This window comes from Tomitella biformata AHU 1821 (assembly GCF_000524475.1).
GTDB classification, from domain to species: domain Bacteria; phylum Actinomycetota; class Actinomycetes; order Mycobacteriales; family Mycobacteriaceae; genus Tomitella; species Tomitella biformata.
Map to the genome: position 1 here is coordinate 205,301 of NZ_BAVQ01000036.1, position 16,177 is coordinate 221,477.

Here is a 16,177-nt window from a genome sequence, read left to right on the forward strand (position 1 = left end):
GATCACCACTGAGGAGTTGCCAGATGTCCCAAGTCCCCATCGCCGAGGACCTATTCACCTGGCCGTCGGAGAGCCCCGCGCTCATCGCCGGCCGGTCCTCCGACGGAAAGCTCGAATTCCCGTACCGCACACACCGTCTCGTGGGCGGGGTGCGCGAGGAGCTGGAGAAGGTGGAGCTGCCGCGCCGCGGCACGCTGTGGACCTTCACCTCTCAGGTGTTCCGCCCACCGGCCCCGCCCTACGCGGGAGACGACGACGCCAAGAGTTTCGTGCCGTTCTCCGTGGGCTACGTCGAGCTGGAGGGCGCCCTGCGGGTCGAGTCGCGGCTGACGGAGCCCGATCCGGACAAGCTCCGGATCGGCCAGGAGATGGAGCTGCGCATCGTGCCCTTCGGCATTGACGCGGACGGCAATCAGACCATGATTTACGCGTTCGCACCCGTGACCGATGGAGGAGACCACTGATGAGCACCGACGATATCGCCATCATCGGCGTCGGGCTGCACCCGTTCGGCCGCTACCCCGGCAAGTCCGCGCTCCAGATGGGCGAGGACGCCGTGATCGAGGCGCTCAAGGACGCGGGGGTCCCGTGGTCCGACGTGCAGGGCCTGTGGGCCTCCAGCATGGAGGTCAAGAACCCGGAGGCCATCACGGGCCTGCTGGGCATGACCGGGATCCCGGCACGCTCCGTGTTCACCGGCTGCGCGTCGGGCGGCTCCGTCCTCGCGCAGGCCGCCAACGCCATCAAGCTGGGAGAGGCGGACATCGCGGTGGCGGTCGGGCTCGACAAGCACCCGCGCGGGGCGTTCTCCGACCACCCGTCGGTGTCCGGGCTGCCGGACTGGTACGGCGAGGCGGGGCTGTTCCTGACCACGCACTTCTTCGGGATGAAGATCAACCGCTACATGCACGATCACGACATCAGCCACGAGACGCTGGCCCGGGTCGCGGAGAAGGCCTTCCGCAACGGCGCGGCCAACCCGCACGCCTGGCGGCGCCAGCCCAAGTCGATGGCGGAGATCCTGGCCTCGCCGGTGCTGAACTACCCGCTGCGCCAATACATGTACTGCGGCCCCGACGAGGGCGGCGCGGCCGCAGTGCTGTGCCGCGCCGACCAGGCGCACAAGTACACGGACACGCCGGTCATCATCAAGGCGAGCACGCTGTTCTCCCGGCGCGAGGGCGCGTTCGAGCTGCTCAGCCCGTCCCTGCCGATCGAGTCCGCACCGAGCCCCACAGTGTTCGCCTCGCAGGCGGCCTATGAGATCGCCGGCATCGGGCCGGAGGACGTCGACGTGATCCAGCTGCAAGACACGGACGCGGGCTCCGAGATCATCCACATGGCGGAGAACGGGTTCTGCGCGGACGGCGACCAGGAGAAGCTCCTGCTCGAGGGCGCGACGGAGATCGGCGGCCGGCTGCCGATCAACACCGACGGCGGGCTGATCGCCAACGGCGAGCCGGTCGGGGCGTCGGGGCTGCGGCAGATCTACGAGCTGGTCAACCAGCTCCGGGGCCGGGTCGGCGACCGCCAGGTCGAGGGCGCGAAGGTGGGCTACGCCCAGCTGTACGGCGCCCCCGGCACCGCCGCCGTGACGATCCTGTCCACATGACCGCGGACGGACCGCCGCCTGGAGCCTTCCGGGCGGCGGCGCGTCGGTGGCTGGCCACGGTCGAGCGGCCCGCCGGGCTCTACGACTACGGCCCGACGCCGCAGCCCGAGGATGTCCCCGCGGGCCGCGAATGGCAGGCGATCCTCGCCTCGGCGGGGTACGCCTGCCTGCACTGGCCCGCGCGGTGGGGCGGGCGCGATGCGACGGTGGCCGAGCAGGCCGCGTTCGCGGAGGAGTCGGCGCGCGCGGGGGTGCCGAGACAGCTGAACATCGTGGGCCCCGACCTCGTGGGCCCCGTGCTCATGTCCTTCGGCTCCGAGGGGCAGAACGCGCGGCTGCTGCCGCGCATCCACTCCGGCGCGGACCTGTGGTGCCAACTGTTCTCCGAGCCCGACGCGGGCTCGGACCTCGCCGCCGTGCGCACCCGTGCCCGGCGGACGGATCGCGGCTGGGTGGTCGACGGCCAGAAGGTGTGGACCAGCGGCGGCGTGGGCGCCGACTATGGGCTCCTCCTGGCCCGGACCGGCGGCCCAGGCCACGGCGGCCTCTCCGTGTTCATCGTCCCGATGGGCGCGCCGGGGATCACGGTGCGCCCGCTGCGGCAGATGGACGGCGAGAGCAAGTTCAACGAGGTCTTCCTCGACGGCGTCGAGTTGGCGGCCGACGCGGTCATCGGCGAGGTCGGCGGCGGGTGGCGCGTCGCGACCGCGACCCTCGGGCGCGAGCGGCTCTCCCTGGGCGCGAACGCCGTCGCCATGTTCCGAAGCCTCGACGAGCTCGTCGAGGCGGCGGACCGGCGCGGGCGCCTCGACGCCCAACTCCGCACCGCCGTCGCCGACCAATGGGTGCGGGTCTGGCTGCTGCGCACCACGTGGGAGCGCGCGATAGCCGAGGGCGCGGAGCCGGGCGACGCGTCGTTCTCCGTGCTCAAGTTGCTGACCTCCGAGACCCAACGCGCCATCGGGGACCTCACCCTCGAGGCTCTGGGGGCCGACGCGCTGGCCTCCGAGGAGGACGAGCCGCTGGTGCGCCGCATGCTCGTCAGCCACGCGCAGACGATCCTGGGCGGCACCAGCGAGATCCAACGCAACATCTTGGCGGAGCGGATCCTGGGGCTGCCCCGCGAGCCCGTCGTGAGCGCCGCGGCGGCGCCGTCATGAGCGCTGAGGCGAGGCTGCGGGACCTGGTCACGCCGGGCTCGAGGGTGGCGGTGGGCGACGGCATGGGCGCGCCGCGCTCCGTGTCCGCCGAGCTCTCGGCGGCGGCGGGGGAGGCGGGGGGCGTGCGCCTGGTCCTCGGCTGGTTGCCGACGCCGGACCCCGGCCTGGACTTCGCGAAGTTCGCCGACGTCGCCGCGCTGATGTCGGGCTGGGGTGTGCGTTCGGCCATGCGCGCGGGGGACGTCCGCGGCGTGCCGGTGCGCTGGTCGGCCGTGCCGGCCCTACTGCACGGGCCGATGCGGCCCGATGTGCTCGTGAGCACGGTCGTCCGCACCGCGGACGGCGGATATGCCTTCGGCACGGAGGTGTCCTGGATGCAGGCGGCGGTCGCGAGCGGGGCGGTAGTGGCGGGCGTGCTCACGCACCGCGCGCCGCACTGCGCCGCGGGTCCAGCCCTGCCCGCAGGGCAGGTGCGCATCGTCGGCGAGACCGACGCGGCGGTCCCGCCGATCTCTTTCACCAGCCCGGGGGACGTCCACCACGCGATCGCCGAGCATGTGGTGGCACGCGTGCCGGCCGGCGCCCGGGTCCAGGTGGGTCCCGGCGCTCTCGGCGGCGCGATCATCTCCGCCCTGGCGTGTCCGGTCGCCGTGGACTCCGGGATGCTGCCCGACGGCGTCGTGGACCTCGATCGCCGGGGCCTGTTGCTCGGCGCCCCGGTGGGCACCTATCTGGCGGGCGGCGCGGAGCTGCTCGACTGGGCCGACGGCCGCGGCGTCCTGCACCCCATCGAGCACTCGCACGACCCCAGCCGGCTCAGCCGCGGTGCGCCGCTGATCGCCGTGAACACCGCGCTGGAGATCGACGACCAGGCCCAGATCAATGTCGAGTCGAGCGCCACCTCCATCGTGGCGGGCATCGGCGGGCACCCGGACTATTGCGCGGCCGGCGCGCGCTCGGTGGGCGGACTGAGCGTCATCGCGCTCCCGGCCGCGCACCGCGGGCGGCCGACGCTCGTGGATCGGCTGTCCGGACCGGTCACCACCCCCGGGCACGACGTCGACATCGTGGTCACCGAGCACGGGGCCGTGGACCTGCGCGGGCTCGACCGTGCCGGTCGGGCCCGCGCGATCCGCCGCCTGTGGGATCGGTCCTGATCACACGCCCAGCTGGGCCAGCAGCCGCTCGAAATACACGCCCGGCCCGCCGAACATCATCTGGGTGGCCTTGGCCCGCCGGAAATACAGGTGGGCCGGGTGGTCCCACGTGAATCCGATGCCGCCGTGCACCTGGATATTCTCGGTGGCGACGAACATGAACGCGTCCGAGCACACCGAGTGCGCGACCGCCGCGGCGACGCCAAGCGGGGGCGCGTCGTCCGCGCCGTCGGCCGCCCGGACCGCCTCGACCACGGCGGCCTCCGCGAGCTCGATCCGAGCGAACATGTCCGCGCACTTGTGCTTGATCGCCTGGAACGAGCCGATCGCACGACCGAACTGCATCCGCTCGCGCGCATAGGCGGTGCTCATCTCCAGGCACGCCCTGGCAGCGCCGACCTGTTCCGCGGCGAGGGCGATGCTGGCCCGGTCCAGCACCTGATCGAGGATCTCGGTCGCACCGCCCAGCGGCCCAACCGGCACGGCGGCCACATCGCGGAACCGCACCTGCGCGGTGCGGCGGGTGAGGTCCAGGGTCCGCAGCGGCGTGCGGGTCAGGCCCGGATCGCGCGCGTCGATCGCGAACAGGGTGGGCCCGGACTCGGTGTCGGCCGCGACCAGCAGCAGGTCGGCGATGTCGCCGTCCGGCACCAGCGCCTTCTCCCCGCGCAGGAGCCAGCCGCCAGGCGTGGAGACCGCGCTGGTCAGGAAGCCGTCGGTGCGCCACCCGCCGTCGTGCTCGATGACCGCCAGGGTCGCGATCACCTCGCCGGACGCGATGCCGGGCAGGTGCGCGGCCTGCGCGGCCTCGTCGCCAGACGCGACGAGAGCCGAGCCGGCGAGGACCACGGACGAGAAGAACGGGCCGGGCAGGACGGCGCGGCCCAGCTCGCCGAGCACCACGCTCAGCTCGAGCTGGCCGAAGCCGTCCCCGCCGTGGGCCTCGGGTAGTGACAACGACTGCAGCCCAAGGTCTTCCGACATCCGCTTCCACAGCAGCTCGTCGTGGCCGTGCGGCTGCTCGACGGCCCGCAGCACCTGCTCGCCAGTGGACTTCGCCGTCAAGAGGGCCCGGATGGACGCCCGCAGGTCGGCCCTCTCGACTTCGGTGGTGGTCTCGGTCATGATGCTCCTCCGGTATGGCGCGATTCGCTGAATGGGACCTTCGAGTCGCCGCTCGGCTCCTTGGGCAGGCCTAGCACCCGCTCTCCCAGAATGTTCTTCATGATCTCCTCGGTGCCGCCGAGGATGCGGAACGCGGGGGAGGACAGCAGCAGCTCGGTCCAGGAGAACGTGCCCCACTCGCCGGTGTCGGCAGTGATCATCGTGCCGACCAGCTCTGTGGCGAGATGCGCTATGCGCGTGAGGTTTTGAGCCCAGAACAGCTTGGAGACCGAGGCCTCCGGGCCGGGTTGCGCGCCGGCCCGGAGCTTGCGCACCGATTGGCGGCCTAGGTAGTCCGCGGCGATGACGTCCGCGACGACCTCGCCGAGCCGGCGCCGCGCCGCGCCGTCGTGGCGGTGGCCGCTCTCCTGCAGCAGCGTCGCGAGAAACTGCGGGGACAGGACGCGGGCGACTGGGCCGTCGCTCTCACCGCTGACGCTCGCCCGCTCGTTCATCAGCGTCGTGAGCGCGACCCGCCAACCGTCGTCGACCGCGCCGAGGCGATGGTCGTCGGGCACGAGGACCCCGTCGAGGAACACCTCGTTGAACTCCGCACCGCCGCTCATCTGGCGCAGCGGCCGCACGTCGACGCCGGGCGCGGACATGTCGACGAGGAACGCGGTGATGCCGCGGTGCTTGGGCTGGTCGGGGTTGGTGCGGCACAACGCCATGCCGAGTTGCGAGTGCTGCGCGACGGAGGTCCACACCTTCTGCCCCTGCAGCCGCCACCCGTCGCCCTCGCGGGTCGCCCGCGTCTGCACGCTGGCGAGGTCGGAGCCGGCGCCGGGCTCGCTGAACAGCTGGCAGGCGATCACCTCGCCCGCGTACATCGCCGGCAGGTAGCGCTCCTTGACCGCGTCCTGGGCGTGCGCCAGGATCGTCGGCCCGATCATCCCGAGCCCGATCAGCGAGAGCACGCCCGTGTCGGGGACCACGTACTCGGACTCCACGAGGTCGTAGACGAGGTCGTGGATGGGTGTCAGCCCGCGCCCGCCGTACGCCTCCGGCCCGGTGATCCAGCCGAACCCCGCCTCGTGGCGGGCGCGCTGCCAGGCGCGTGCGGCGTCGACCTTGCCCATCTCGACGGCCGGCGGGTCGTCGGTGAAATAGCCGGTGTGGTCCTCGCCCTCGCCCCACCGGAAACTCGACTCGGCACCGGCCCGGCGGGTCGCGTGCGCGTCCAGGAATGCGCGCGCCTCCGCGGTGAACGAGTCCATCTCCTCGGGCGGTCTGATCTCGTCTGGCATGGTTCCCCTTCTCAGATGTCTGCCACAGGCAGCGGATCGGCGCCGGCCAGCAGGGCCGCGCCGAGGGTCTCGCCCAGCTCCGCGTGGCCGCCCAACAGCAGGTCGAGCGCTGCCGCACGGGTCACGTGCCGGTGCATGTCGTTCTCGAGCGTCAGTCCCATCGCGCCCAGCACCTGGACGGTGCGGCTGGTGACCAGGGCCTGCGCGTGCCCCGCTCGCTGTTTGGCGAGGGCCGCGGCCCAACCGGGGTCCGCGACTCGGCTCGGGTCCGCGGCGGCGGCCCACGCGGCGGCCAGCGTCACGCGGGCGGACTCGATGGCGGCGTGGGATTCCGCGAGCTGGTGGCGGACCGCCTGGAACGACGCGAGCGGCCGACCGTACTGCTCGCGGGCGCTGGTGTGCGCCACGGCAATGTCGAGGGCGCCCTGGCAGACGCCGATGATCTCCGCGGCCGCGGCCCTGCGGCCCGCGGCCAGGGCCCGGCACCAGCCGTCGCCCGCGGGGACGGTGGCCGTGGCCAGGGCAGGATCGGGGGCGGCGGCGAGCCATGTTGTGCCGCTGTCGAATCCGCGCACAGGGGTGGTTGCCAGCGCCGCGGCGGGCAGCACGAGAAGCCAGACCCCGTCCGCGCTGGGGGTGACGACCTGGGCTATCGCGTCGAGCCCGCCGAGCAGCACGCCGTCGCGCGGCTGCCCGGGGAGACCGGTGGCCCCGGAGACCGGGTAGAGCACCGCGCGCGGCCCGTCGGGCGGGGGCAGCAATTCGGTCAGCTCGGCCAGCAGGACCTGGTCGAGCAGCCGCGAGCAGGTGAGCGAGCGGCCCTGTTCGGTGAACAGCATCGTGGTGGCATCGGCCGGCTCGGCCGCCGCGACCTCGTCCCAGCCGAGGTCGTCGAGCGCCGCGGACAGGGATCTGGCGTCGGCCTCGCCCGCGGCGGCGCGGCGTGCGAACACCTCCCGCAGTGACGCTGCGACCACCTTTCTGGTGTCGATGTCCAGGCTCATGCGCTCTGCTCCCGGGGTAGTCCGAGGACCTGGTCGGCGAGGATGGTGCGCTGCACCTCGGCGGAGCCGCCCAGGATCGTCGCGGAGCGGCTGAACCACCAGTCGGCGCGCCACTCGCGCATCTCATCCGAGCTGGAGAGGAGGAACGCCGGCCCGAAGACGTCCCGGGCCAAGTCGAACAGGCCGATCTCGACGCGGGCGAGCAACACCTTGTCGACGCTGGCCTCGGGGCCGACGGACTGCCCCGCGGCCAATCGCCGCAGCGTGTCGGCGCTGCGGGCCCGCAGGGAGACCACGTCCGCGTACGTCTCGCCGAGCCGGCGCACGGCGCCATCGGGCAGTTTGTCGAGCGTCGCGGCCTGGTCCCGCAACTCGCGGATCCGGCGCAACGCGACGGCGGCGCTCTGCCAGGCGTACATGGATCGCTCGAATTGCATCAGGTGCATCGCGACGGCCCAACCGTCGTTCTCGGCGCCGATGAGCCGGGACGCGGGGACCGCGACGTCGTCGAAGAACACCTCGGCGAGCTCATTGAGCCCGCTCGCGATGGCGATCGGCCGGATTGCCACGCCCGGGCTGTCCACGTCGATCATGATCATCGACAGTCCGCGGTGCCGGGACTCGGGCGTGCCGGTGCGCACGAGGCAGACGAGGCGGCTCGCGGTGGCGCCGTGGGTGGTCCAGAGCTTTTGCCCGGACACGATGTAGCTCTCCCCGTCCCAGTGGGCGCGGCAGCGCAGGGCCGCCAGGTCGCTGCCGGCCTCGGGCTCCGAGAACCCCTGCCCCCACCATTCCTCGCCCCGCAGGTACCGGGGCAGATACGCGTCGGCGAGGTCGGGGGCGAACCGCAGCAGGGCCGGCGCGAGCGTCTCCAACATCAGGCACGGGTCCGGGACTGGCAGGCCGGCGCGCGAGAGCTCGTCGTACAACACGGCACGGTGCAGGACGTCCCCGCCGAGGCCGCCGGCGGATTCGGGCCAGCCATAGCGGTTCCAGCCCGCGCCGTGCAACGCGGCGAGCAGTGCGCCGTGGTCGTGGATGCGCGCCTCGGTGGTCGGGTGGAATCGGCCGCGCCAGCGGTCGAGGGACGGGGCGGCCAGGTGCGCACGGAGTCCGCGGCGGTAGGCGTCGAGGTCTGCGGCCGGATCGGCCCCGACGGCCCCGGCAGTGGTGGTCACGCCGGGGCCTGCGCGGCCCGCGCGCGGGAACGCTCGAGGAAGCCGTTGACCAGGGCTTGGTGCTCCGGGGTGTCGAAGGAGGCGAACTCCTCCGCGAGCGCGTACTCGAGCACCCCCGCGACGGCGCGTTTGAGGTGCATGTTCAATGCCCGCTTCGTGGTCTGCACCGCGTGCGCCGGCTGCGCGGCGAGCTTGGCGGCGAGAGCGAGCGCCGCGTCGAGGAGCTCTGCGTCCGGGACCGCGCGGTTGGCGAGGCCGAGCTCGACGGCCAGGGCGGACGGGATCCGCGCACTTGTGAGCAGGTACTCCTTTGCCTTGAGCATGCCCATGAGCATCGGCCAGGTGGGGGCGCCGCCGTCCGCGGCGGTGAGGCCCACCCCCACGTGCGGGTCGGCCATGTAGGCGGACTCCGCGATCAGCACGATATCGCTGCACACCGCGAGGTTGGCGCCGAGGCCGACGGCCGCGCCGTTGACGGCCGCGACCACGGGCAGCGGGAAATCGAGCATCTCGTTGAGCAGCCGCCCCGCCGCGTCGATCTCCTTGCGCCGCATCTCGCGGTTCTCCCAGAGCTCGACGAAGTGGCCCATGTCCCCGCCGGCGCTGAACGCGCGGCCGGCCCCGGTGATGACCACGGCGCGCGCCTCGGGGTCCTCGGCGAGGTGGCGCCATACCCGGATCAGGGCATCGTGGAGGGCCTCATTCGTGGCGTTGAGGACCTCGGGTCGGTTCAGGGTGAGCAATCGGACTGGGCCCCTCGACTCGATCAAGAGCTCGGGCCCGAATTGCTGCGCCATGGGTGCTCCTCGTTCTTCAGGGTTGTGTTCCATGGCCACATTTCATCGACACTTGACGACATTGTCAAGTGTGACTAGGGTCATGAAATATACCGAAGGCTGCGGGGAGTCCCAGCCGGTGTCGGCGGGCTGGCGCTCGCGGTGGGGCCGCCGGTGGCAAAGTTCGCGCGCTGCGTCGCGGGAGTCGACGAGGTCGTCAACATGGCCGGCATCTCGCCCTTTCGCGACGTTGTCGCCGCCCGCAGTCAGCTATGTCCAGGAAATGGAGTGCGATGAGCCGGATCGAAACCGTCGGGACCTACCTGCCGCCGTGGGGCCAGCAGTGGAGACGGGAGGCCGGGCCCGACGAGGACGTCGTCACGCTCGCCGTCGCGGCGGGGCGGGCGGCGCTCTCGCGCCACCCTGCCGGGGGCGCCGGAGCGGGCGTCACGACGGTGGTCCTGGTCTCCCGGGACCTGCCGCTGCTCGAGGGCGGCAACAGCGCCCCGCTGCTCGCCGGGCTGGGTCTGCCCGACGACGTCCAGGTGGTCGAGCAGGTCGGCGGGGCGCCCGCGGCGCTGGATGCCGTGGTCGCGGCCGCGCCCGGGACCCTCGTGATCGGCGCGGACCTCGTCCCGGCCGGCGCCGCGGCCGCGCTGATCGGGGCCGACGGCGCCGAGGCGGAGCTGGTGGGCCGGATCGTGCGCAGCCTCCCAATCCGCAGCCGCGGGGCCGACGGCATCGGCCGGGACTATCACGACCCGCGACTGGAGTCCCAGCGTGGCGGCGGGGTCGCGGTGGAGCGGCTTGGGCTTGTCGAGCCGCCCGTCGTGGTGGCGGGGGTGGCGTTGAAGCAGGCGCGGGCCCTGGCGGCGGACCCGCCGGCGCTGCCGGTCACCGGCGCGAGCGCGGCGCTGTTCGCGATCGGCGCGCTCACCGGCGGCGGGGTGGTGCTCGCGATGGAGCAGGCCAGCGCCACGGCCGTCCGCGTCGGTTCGGCGCCGGTCGTGCGCCGCGACGAGCCCGCCGCCCGCGCGCCGTTGACGTTGACGCAGACTCCGGGGCCGGAGATCGCGATCTCTCTCGCCGCGTATGAGCGCGCGTTCGACTCGAAGCTGCGATGGGCCGCCGGGGCCTGCGATGGCTGCGGCACGCTCGCCTTTCCTCCCCGGTACAGGTGCATCGCGTGCGGCTCGGAGGACGGCTGGTCCCTGACGGCGCTGCCGCGGGCCGGCTCGGTGTACTCGGTGGTGAACGTCCATGTGCCGGTGCCCGGGCTGCCCACCCCGTATTCGCTGGCGATCGTCGAGCTCGACGAGGTCGGGGTGCGCGCGCTGGTCAAGGTGACAGGCGCGCCCGCGGGCACGACCTCCATCGGCGACCGCGGCACCCTCGTGCTGCGCCGCGTCGCGGTGCGCTCCGGCGTGCCCGACTACGGCTACGCGCTCTTGCCGGACGCCAGCCTTTCCGCGCCGGATGGCGCAGACACCGAGCCCGCGCCTGCCGGCGCCCGTGCGCCAGGAGGAAATCGATGAGACGTGTAGCAGTGGTCGGAGCCGGGATGACGGAGTTCCGGGAGCACTTCGGCCTGGGCATCAAGGACCTGGTGCCCCGCGCGGTCTCCGAGATGGCGGCGACCGTCGACAAGGGGTTGGACCGCGCGGACATCCAGGCCGCGTGGTTCGGTGAGCTGACCACGAGCGACGGTTTCCCGTCGGGCATCCTCGCAGACTCCCTCGGGCTGCTGGACATCCCCGTGACCCGCGTCGAGAACGCCTGCGCCACAGGCAACGACGCGGTCCGCAACGCGACCTATGCGGTGGCGTCCGGCGCGGTGGACGTCGCGCTGGTGGTCGGCGCCGACAAGGTGCGCGAGAGCTCCTCGCGCAGCACGTTCTGGGAGTGGGCCGGCCTGACCCGCGACATGGCCTGGGACTACCCGCTGGGACTGGTCGCGCCCGCGAACTTCGCGCTCCACGTGGCGCGGTACCTGCACGAGTCGCCGGCCACGCGGGAGCACATGGCCATGGTGGCGGTGAAGAACCACAAGCACGCGTTGACGAACCCGAAGGCCCAACTGCGCTACGAGATCACCGTCGCGCAGGTGCTCGCCGCGCCCATGGTCGTCGAGCCGTTCGGGCTGTTGGACTGCACTCCGCAGAGCGACGGAGCCGCGGCGCTGCTGCTGGTCGCCGAGGACGTGGTGGACCGCTACACCGATCGGCCGGTCTGGGTGCGCGGCGTCGGACTCGGCCTGGATCGGGTGATGCACCAGCACAAACAAGATATGACGACATTTCCCCCGACGGTCAAAGCCGCGCGCGCCGCCTACACGATGGCCGGCATCGGGCCCGCCGACATCGACGTCGCCGAGGTCCACGATTGTTTCACCGGCGTCGAGCTGATCAGCTACGAGGACCTCGGCTTCGCGGAGCGCTTCGAGGCCCACAAGCTCGTCGAGAACGGCGACACCACCTACGGCGGCTCGAAGCCCGTCAACGTCAGCGGCGGGCTCAAGGCCAAGGGCCACCCGCCGGGCGCCACCGGCGTCGCCCAGTGCGTGGAATTGTTCGAGCAGTTGCGTGGCGACGGGCACAACCAGGTCGACGGCGCGCGGCTCGGGCTGGCACACAACATAGGCGGCCCCACCGCGGTCTCTGCCGTCACGATCCTGGGCAGCGAGAAATGAGCTGCGGGGACGGCCCGGTCATCTACCGGGGTGCGGCCGCGCTGGAGGCCGCGGTTGGCGAGGAGCTCGGTCCCACCGGCTGGCTGGTTGTGGACCAGTCCCGCATCAACGGCTTCGCCGAGGACACCATCGACCACCAGTGGATCCACGTGGACGCCGAGCTCGCCGCGGACGGGCCCTTCGGCGCCACCATCGCGCACGGATTCCTCACGCTGTCGCTGGTGCCCTACTTCGTCAACCGCCTGCGACGGATCGAGGGCATGCGGATGGGGGTCAACTACGGGCTGGACCGCGTGCGCTTTCCCGCGCCGGTTCGGGCAGGTTCCCGTATCCGCGCGAGCTCTCGAATGATCTCCTTCCAGCAACTCGAGGACGCAGTCCAGATCGTCACCCGCACCACCATCGAAATCGAGCACGGAGGCAAGCCCGCCTGCGTCGCCGACCTGGTCGCCCGCTACTACCCGGAGGACAACGTATGAGCAGCACATGGCCTTGGATTCTGTCGGCCAACACCTTTGATGGATTGCTCGAGGTGCGGGCGCAGGCCACGCCGGAGGCGACCTTCCTCATCGACGAGCACGGCGTGACTATGTCCTACCGGGAATACGTCGACCGGGTGGACAGGGTGGCCCAGGCGCTGTCGGAGCGAGGGGTGACCCGCGGGTCGGTGGTCGCCTGGCAGCTGCCGACGCGGTCCAGCACCGTCCTCGTCATGGGGGCGTTGCGCCGGCTGGGCGCTGTGCAGGCGTCCATCATCACCCCCTACCGAGAACGCGAGGTCACCGCAGCGCTGACGACCTCGGCCGCCGAGTTCTTCCTCATTCCCGGCGTCTGGAAGGGCTTCGACTTCGGGGCCATGGCGACGGGCCTGCGACTGGAGGGGCCCGCCCCCACAATCATCGAGATCGGCCACGACGCACCGGAATCGGCGCCTGGCGCGGCCCCGCTCGACACAGTGGCCGCAGACCCCCTCGAGGTGGCCTGGATCTACTTCACCTCCGGCTCGACCGGAGCGCCCAAGGGCGCCCGCCACACCGACTCGAGCCTGCTCGCCACCGGCTCAGGCTTCGCCGGGCTGGGCCGGCTCGGCGAGCTACCGGGCGAGGTCGCCGCGATGGGATTTCCCGTCGCGCACGTCGGCGGCATCCAGTACCTCATCGCGGCACTGAGCGGCGGCTTCCCCATTCTGCTCCTGGAGGCGTTTGTCCCGGATCAGGCCGTGCGGCTCTTCCGCGAGTGGTCGGTGACCACCACAGGCGGTGCGCCGCCTTTCTACCAAGCCCTGATTGCCATGGCCCGGCTGCAGCCGGGCACCCCGCTCGTGCCGACGTTGCGCACGCTGAAGGGCGGCGGCGCGCCATGCCCGCCGAGCCTGTTCGAGCAGGCTCGGGACGAGTTGGGCGTGGTGCTGGCGCATGACTACGGGATGACGGAGGTCCCGATGGTCGCCGTCGCGGACCCCGCGGACCCCGGTGCGATTCTCGCCGCCACAGACGGCCGCGTGGTGCCCGGCAACAGGGTCCGCATCGCCGACATCGACGGGACGGAGTGCGAGCCTGGGACTAGGGGAGAGGTCCAGGTCTCCGGCGTCGGCGTCTGCATGGGCTACACGGATCCCGCAGAGACCAGGAGGGCATTCACGGCGGACGGGTGGTTCCACACGGGCGACCTGGGGGTTGTGCATGCGAGCGGGCATATCGAGGTGGTCGGCCGACTCAAGGACATGATCATCCGCAAGGGCGAGAACATCGCGCCGCAGGAGCTCGAGCAATTGCTCTCGGCGCATCCCGCGATCGCCGAGATCGCCGTCATCGGGCTGCCCGACGGCGAGCGCGGGGAGTTGGTCTGCGCGGTGCTGGTCCCCGCGGCCGGTGCGGAGACTCCGACGCTGGGCGTGCTCACCTCGTGGCTGGCGGACCAGGGACTGAGCCGGCAGAAGCTGCCCGAGCGGCTCGAGGTGTTGGCCGCCCTGCCGAGGACAGGGCTGTCCAAGGTCGCCAAGGCCGAGCTGCGCCGGCAATTCGCCGGGTAGGGGCCGGCCCTCAGCCGATGATGGCCATGATGATCTCGGCCAGCGTCTTGACCAGGTCGCGGTCTCCGATCGGGAGGTCCTGCATCCGCCCGTCGAGCCACGAGCGGTCGAGCATCGCCATCACGGCCAGGCCCAAGGCCTCGGGCGCCTCCATCGGTCGGGACTGCCTGCTGCGCAGGTTCACGCCGAGCATGAACATCACCCGCATCTGCATCCGGCGGCGGTCGGTGCGGAACTGCTCTTCCAGCTCAGACGATTGGGCAGCCGCGAAGACGAACGCGCCGTGCACGTCCAAGTATTCGAAGTAGCCACGCACCCACTCGGTGACCTCCTCGACCGTGCAGGGGCGGCTTATCTCATCCCAACGCGCCACCACCTTGACCACATCGTGGTACGCCGTGCTGCCGAGGATGTTGAAGATCTCGCGCTTGTCCTTGAAGTACGTGTAGAAGCCGGCCCGAGAGATACCGCACGCGTCGGTGATGTTGTTGATGCGCGTGCCCGAGTAGCCGCGCTCGAGGAAAAGGGTGCGCGAGGCCTCGAGAATGGCATTGCGGGTCCGATTGGCGCGCTCGCCGATGGGGCCCTCCTCGCCGTCTGCGGCGGCAGGCTCGGGCACCAATTGAGTGTCTTCTGTCATCTCCGTCAATCCCCTGGTTGATTCCTTGGTCTCTGGCCAGGAGCCATCCTACTTCACGTGCCTTGATCCGCCGGAGTCGGCGATTTTCCTGGAGTTGTTGGGGGTTGGCACGCCATAAATCCCTCCGAGAAATTACTTGACACTTTCGTCAAATCAAGTAGCGTGAGGCTCAGAATGTGACACACCGAGAGGGAGAACAGTGACTCAATTCAAGGGCGCGCCGATCTTCGACGCCGATGCCCACATGTACGAGACCCCTGACGCGCTGACGCGATACCTGCCGGAGAAGTTTCGGCATGCGGTGCAGTACGTGGAGGTCGGCCGGCACACTCGAATCGCGATCTTGAACAAGATCACCGAGTACATCCCCAACCCCACCTTCGACCGGGTCGCCGCTCCCGGCTCGTATGAGAAGTTCTTCTCCGGTCAGAACTCCGAGGGGCTGTCCCTGCGGGAGCTTGGAGGCAAGGGCATCGACGCGCTCCCGGCTTTCCGCAACCCGGAGGCGCGGCTGAAGATGCTCGACGAGCAGGGCGTGGACAGCTCGATCGTCTATCCCACGCTGGCCAACCTTGTTGAGCACTCAGCGGCAGAGGACCCGGAGCTGGTCGTCGCCATGATCCACGCGCTCAATCGCTGGATGCTCGAGACCTGGGGCTACGTGCACAAGGACCGCTTGTACATGACCCCGGTGATCTCCCTGGCGCTCGTCGACGAGGCCCGCGAGGAGCTGCGCTACGTCCTGGAGAACGGTGCGCGGGCGATCCTCATCAAGCCGGCGCCGGTGAAGGGCTTCAGGGGGTGGCGCTCGCCCGCGCTGCCGGAGTTCGACCCGTTCTGGGCGGACGTGGAGCAGGCGGGCATCCCCGTCGTGTTCCACGCGAGTCAGCCCCCGCTGGACAGCTACATCAACAAGTGGGAGCCGCCGACCACCAACGACTTCACGGCGATGAGCTCCTTCCGCTGGGTGGCCCTGGGGCATCGCGAGATCACCGACATGATCACGAGCATGATCTGCCACGGCACGTTGACCCGTTTCCCCAAGCTGCGCATCGCCAGTGTGGAGAACGGCAGCTCGTGGCTGCACCCGCTCTTCGACGACTTCAAGTCCGCCTACGCGAAGATGCCGCAGGCGTTCCCCGAGCACCCCATCGAGGTGTTCCGGCGCAACATCTGGATCAGTCCGTTCTGGGAGGGGTCTGTCGACGACGTGGTCAACACCGTTGGTTGGGATCGCGTGATGTTCGGTTCCGACTACCCGCACCCCGAGGGCCTCACAGAGCCGAAGGGCTACTGGGAGTATGCCGAGGGCATGGACGAGAAGCGGACTTATGACTTCATGGGTGACAATGCCCGGCGCCTGCTCGGCCTGCCGGTGGTGAACCCCGCCGAGCTCGCGAGGATCTGACACACGCCGAGCTCGCGAGGATCTGACACACGCCGAGGTGGCGCCTGTGGGGGACACCCCCGCAGGCGCCACCTTCGTCGTTGCCCGGCCTCGTCGCATCATTCGGCCAG

15 protein-coding genes are annotated in these 16,177 nt (G+C 71.1%); 9 read left to right on the forward strand and 6 right to left on the reverse strand.

Features of this window, described 5'->3' with window-relative positions; genetic code table 11:
- Nucleotides 1-23: 23 nt before the first annotated feature.
- The 4 genes from TBIF_RS13025 to TBIF_RS13040 are packed head-to-tail and all read left to right on the forward strand — an operon-like array spanning nucleotide 24 to nucleotide 3,929.
- Complete coding sequence (locus TBIF_RS13025) at nucleotides 24-464, forward strand: Zn-ribbon domain-containing OB-fold protein (RefSeq protein ID WP_024795235.1); 441 nt, start codon at nucleotides 24-26, stop codon at nucleotides 462-464.
- Nucleotides 461-1,612, forward strand: a complete 1,152-nt coding sequence (locus tag TBIF_RS13030) for a thiolase family protein (protein ID WP_200182768.1) — start codon at nucleotides 461-463, stop codon at nucleotides 1,610-1,612. Before TBIF_RS13025 ends, TBIF_RS13030 begins: the two co-directional genes overlap by 4 nt.
- Nucleotides 1,609-2,772 carry an acyl-CoA dehydrogenase family protein gene (locus TBIF_RS13035; RefSeq protein WP_024795237.1) on the forward strand — a complete coding sequence of 388 codons (1,164 nt, stop codon included), beginning with the start codon at nucleotides 1,609-1,611 and terminating at the stop codon, nucleotides 2,770-2,772. The genes TBIF_RS13030 and TBIF_RS13035 overlap by 4 nt, the downstream gene beginning before the upstream one ends.
- Nucleotides 2,769-3,929: an acetyl-CoA hydrolase/transferase C-terminal domain-containing protein gene (locus TBIF_RS13040; RefSeq protein ID WP_024795238.1), complete on the forward strand. Its 1,161-nt coding sequence runs from the start codon at nucleotides 2,769-2,771 to the stop codon at nucleotides 3,927-3,929. Before TBIF_RS13035 ends, TBIF_RS13040 begins: the two co-directional genes overlap by 4 nt.
- Here the strand turns inward: TBIF_RS13040 and TBIF_RS13045 are convergent, their stop codons facing one another.
- From TBIF_RS13045 to TBIF_RS13065, 5 genes are read right to left on the reverse strand one after another with little or no spacing between them, the layout of a single operon-like run.
- Nucleotides 3,930-5,054 (reverse strand): acyl-CoA dehydrogenase family protein, encoded by a 1,125-nt coding sequence (locus TBIF_RS13045; protein WP_024795239.1) that lies wholly within the window; start codon nucleotides 5,052-5,054, stop codon nucleotides 3,930-3,932.
- Nucleotides 5,051-6,340, reverse strand: coding sequence for an acyl-CoA dehydrogenase family protein (locus TBIF_RS13050; RefSeq protein WP_024795240.1), 1,290 nt, complete (start codon nucleotides 6,338-6,340; stop codon nucleotides 5,051-5,053). Before TBIF_RS13050 ends, TBIF_RS13045 begins: the two co-directional genes overlap by 4 nt.
- A gap of 11 nt (nucleotides 6,341-6,351) precedes the next feature.
- Nucleotides 6,352-7,344: an acyl-CoA dehydrogenase family protein gene (locus TBIF_RS13055; protein ID WP_024795241.1), complete on the reverse strand. Its 993-nt coding sequence runs from the start codon at nucleotides 7,342-7,344 to the stop codon at nucleotides 6,352-6,354.
- On the reverse strand, nucleotides 7,341-8,522 hold the full coding sequence (locus TBIF_RS13060; RefSeq protein ID WP_024795242.1) for an acyl-CoA dehydrogenase family protein: 1,182 nt from the start codon (nucleotides 8,520-8,522) through the stop codon (nucleotides 7,341-7,343). Before TBIF_RS13060 ends, TBIF_RS13055 begins: the two co-directional genes overlap by 4 nt.
- Nucleotides 8,519-9,319: an enoyl-CoA hydratase/isomerase family protein gene (locus TBIF_RS13065; protein ID WP_024795243.1), complete on the reverse strand. Its 801-nt coding sequence runs from the start codon at nucleotides 9,317-9,319 to the stop codon at nucleotides 8,519-8,521. The genes TBIF_RS13060 and TBIF_RS13065 overlap by 4 nt, the downstream gene beginning before the upstream one ends.
- Before the next feature lie 272 nt (nucleotides 9,320-9,591).
- Between TBIF_RS13065 and TBIF_RS13070 the strand changes: the two genes are divergently transcribed.
- From TBIF_RS13070 to TBIF_RS13085, 4 genes are read left to right on the forward strand one after another with little or no spacing between them, the layout of a single operon-like run.
- A complete protein-coding gene (locus TBIF_RS13070) occupies nucleotides 9,592-10,833 on the forward strand; it encodes a Zn-ribbon domain-containing OB-fold protein (RefSeq protein WP_024795244.1) in 1,242 nt (413 codons plus the stop codon).
- Nucleotides 10,830-11,987: a thiolase family protein gene (locus TBIF_RS13075; RefSeq protein WP_024795245.1), complete on the forward strand. Its 1,158-nt coding sequence runs from the start codon at nucleotides 10,830-10,832 to the stop codon at nucleotides 11,985-11,987. The genes TBIF_RS13070 and TBIF_RS13075 overlap by 4 nt, the downstream gene beginning before the upstream one ends.
- The gene (locus TBIF_RS13080; protein ID WP_024795246.1) at nucleotides 11,984-12,466 is read left to right on the forward strand and encodes a MaoC family dehydratase; all 483 of its coding nucleotides are present in this window, start codon (nucleotides 11,984-11,986) and stop codon (nucleotides 12,464-12,466) included. The genes TBIF_RS13075 and TBIF_RS13080 overlap by 4 nt, the downstream gene beginning before the upstream one ends.
- A complete protein-coding gene (locus TBIF_RS13085) occupies nucleotides 12,463-14,019 on the forward strand; it encodes a class I adenylate-forming enzyme family protein (RefSeq protein WP_038170990.1) in 1,557 nt (518 codons plus the stop codon). The genes TBIF_RS13080 and TBIF_RS13085 overlap by 4 nt, the downstream gene beginning before the upstream one ends.
- Nucleotides 14,020-14,029: 10 nt before the next feature.
- Here the strand turns inward: TBIF_RS13085 and TBIF_RS13090 are convergent, their stop codons facing one another.
- Complete coding sequence (locus TBIF_RS13090; protein WP_024795248.1) at nucleotides 14,030-14,659, reverse strand: TetR/AcrR family transcriptional regulator; 630 nt, start codon at nucleotides 14,657-14,659, stop codon at nucleotides 14,030-14,032.
- A gap of 199 nt (nucleotides 14,660-14,858) precedes the next feature.
- Between TBIF_RS13090 and TBIF_RS13095 the strand changes: the two genes are divergently transcribed.
- Nucleotides 14,859-16,067, forward strand: coding sequence for an amidohydrolase family protein (locus TBIF_RS13095; protein ID WP_024795249.1), 1,209 nt, complete (start codon nucleotides 14,859-14,861; stop codon nucleotides 16,065-16,067).
- Nucleotides 16,068-16,177: the final 110 nt, after the last annotated feature.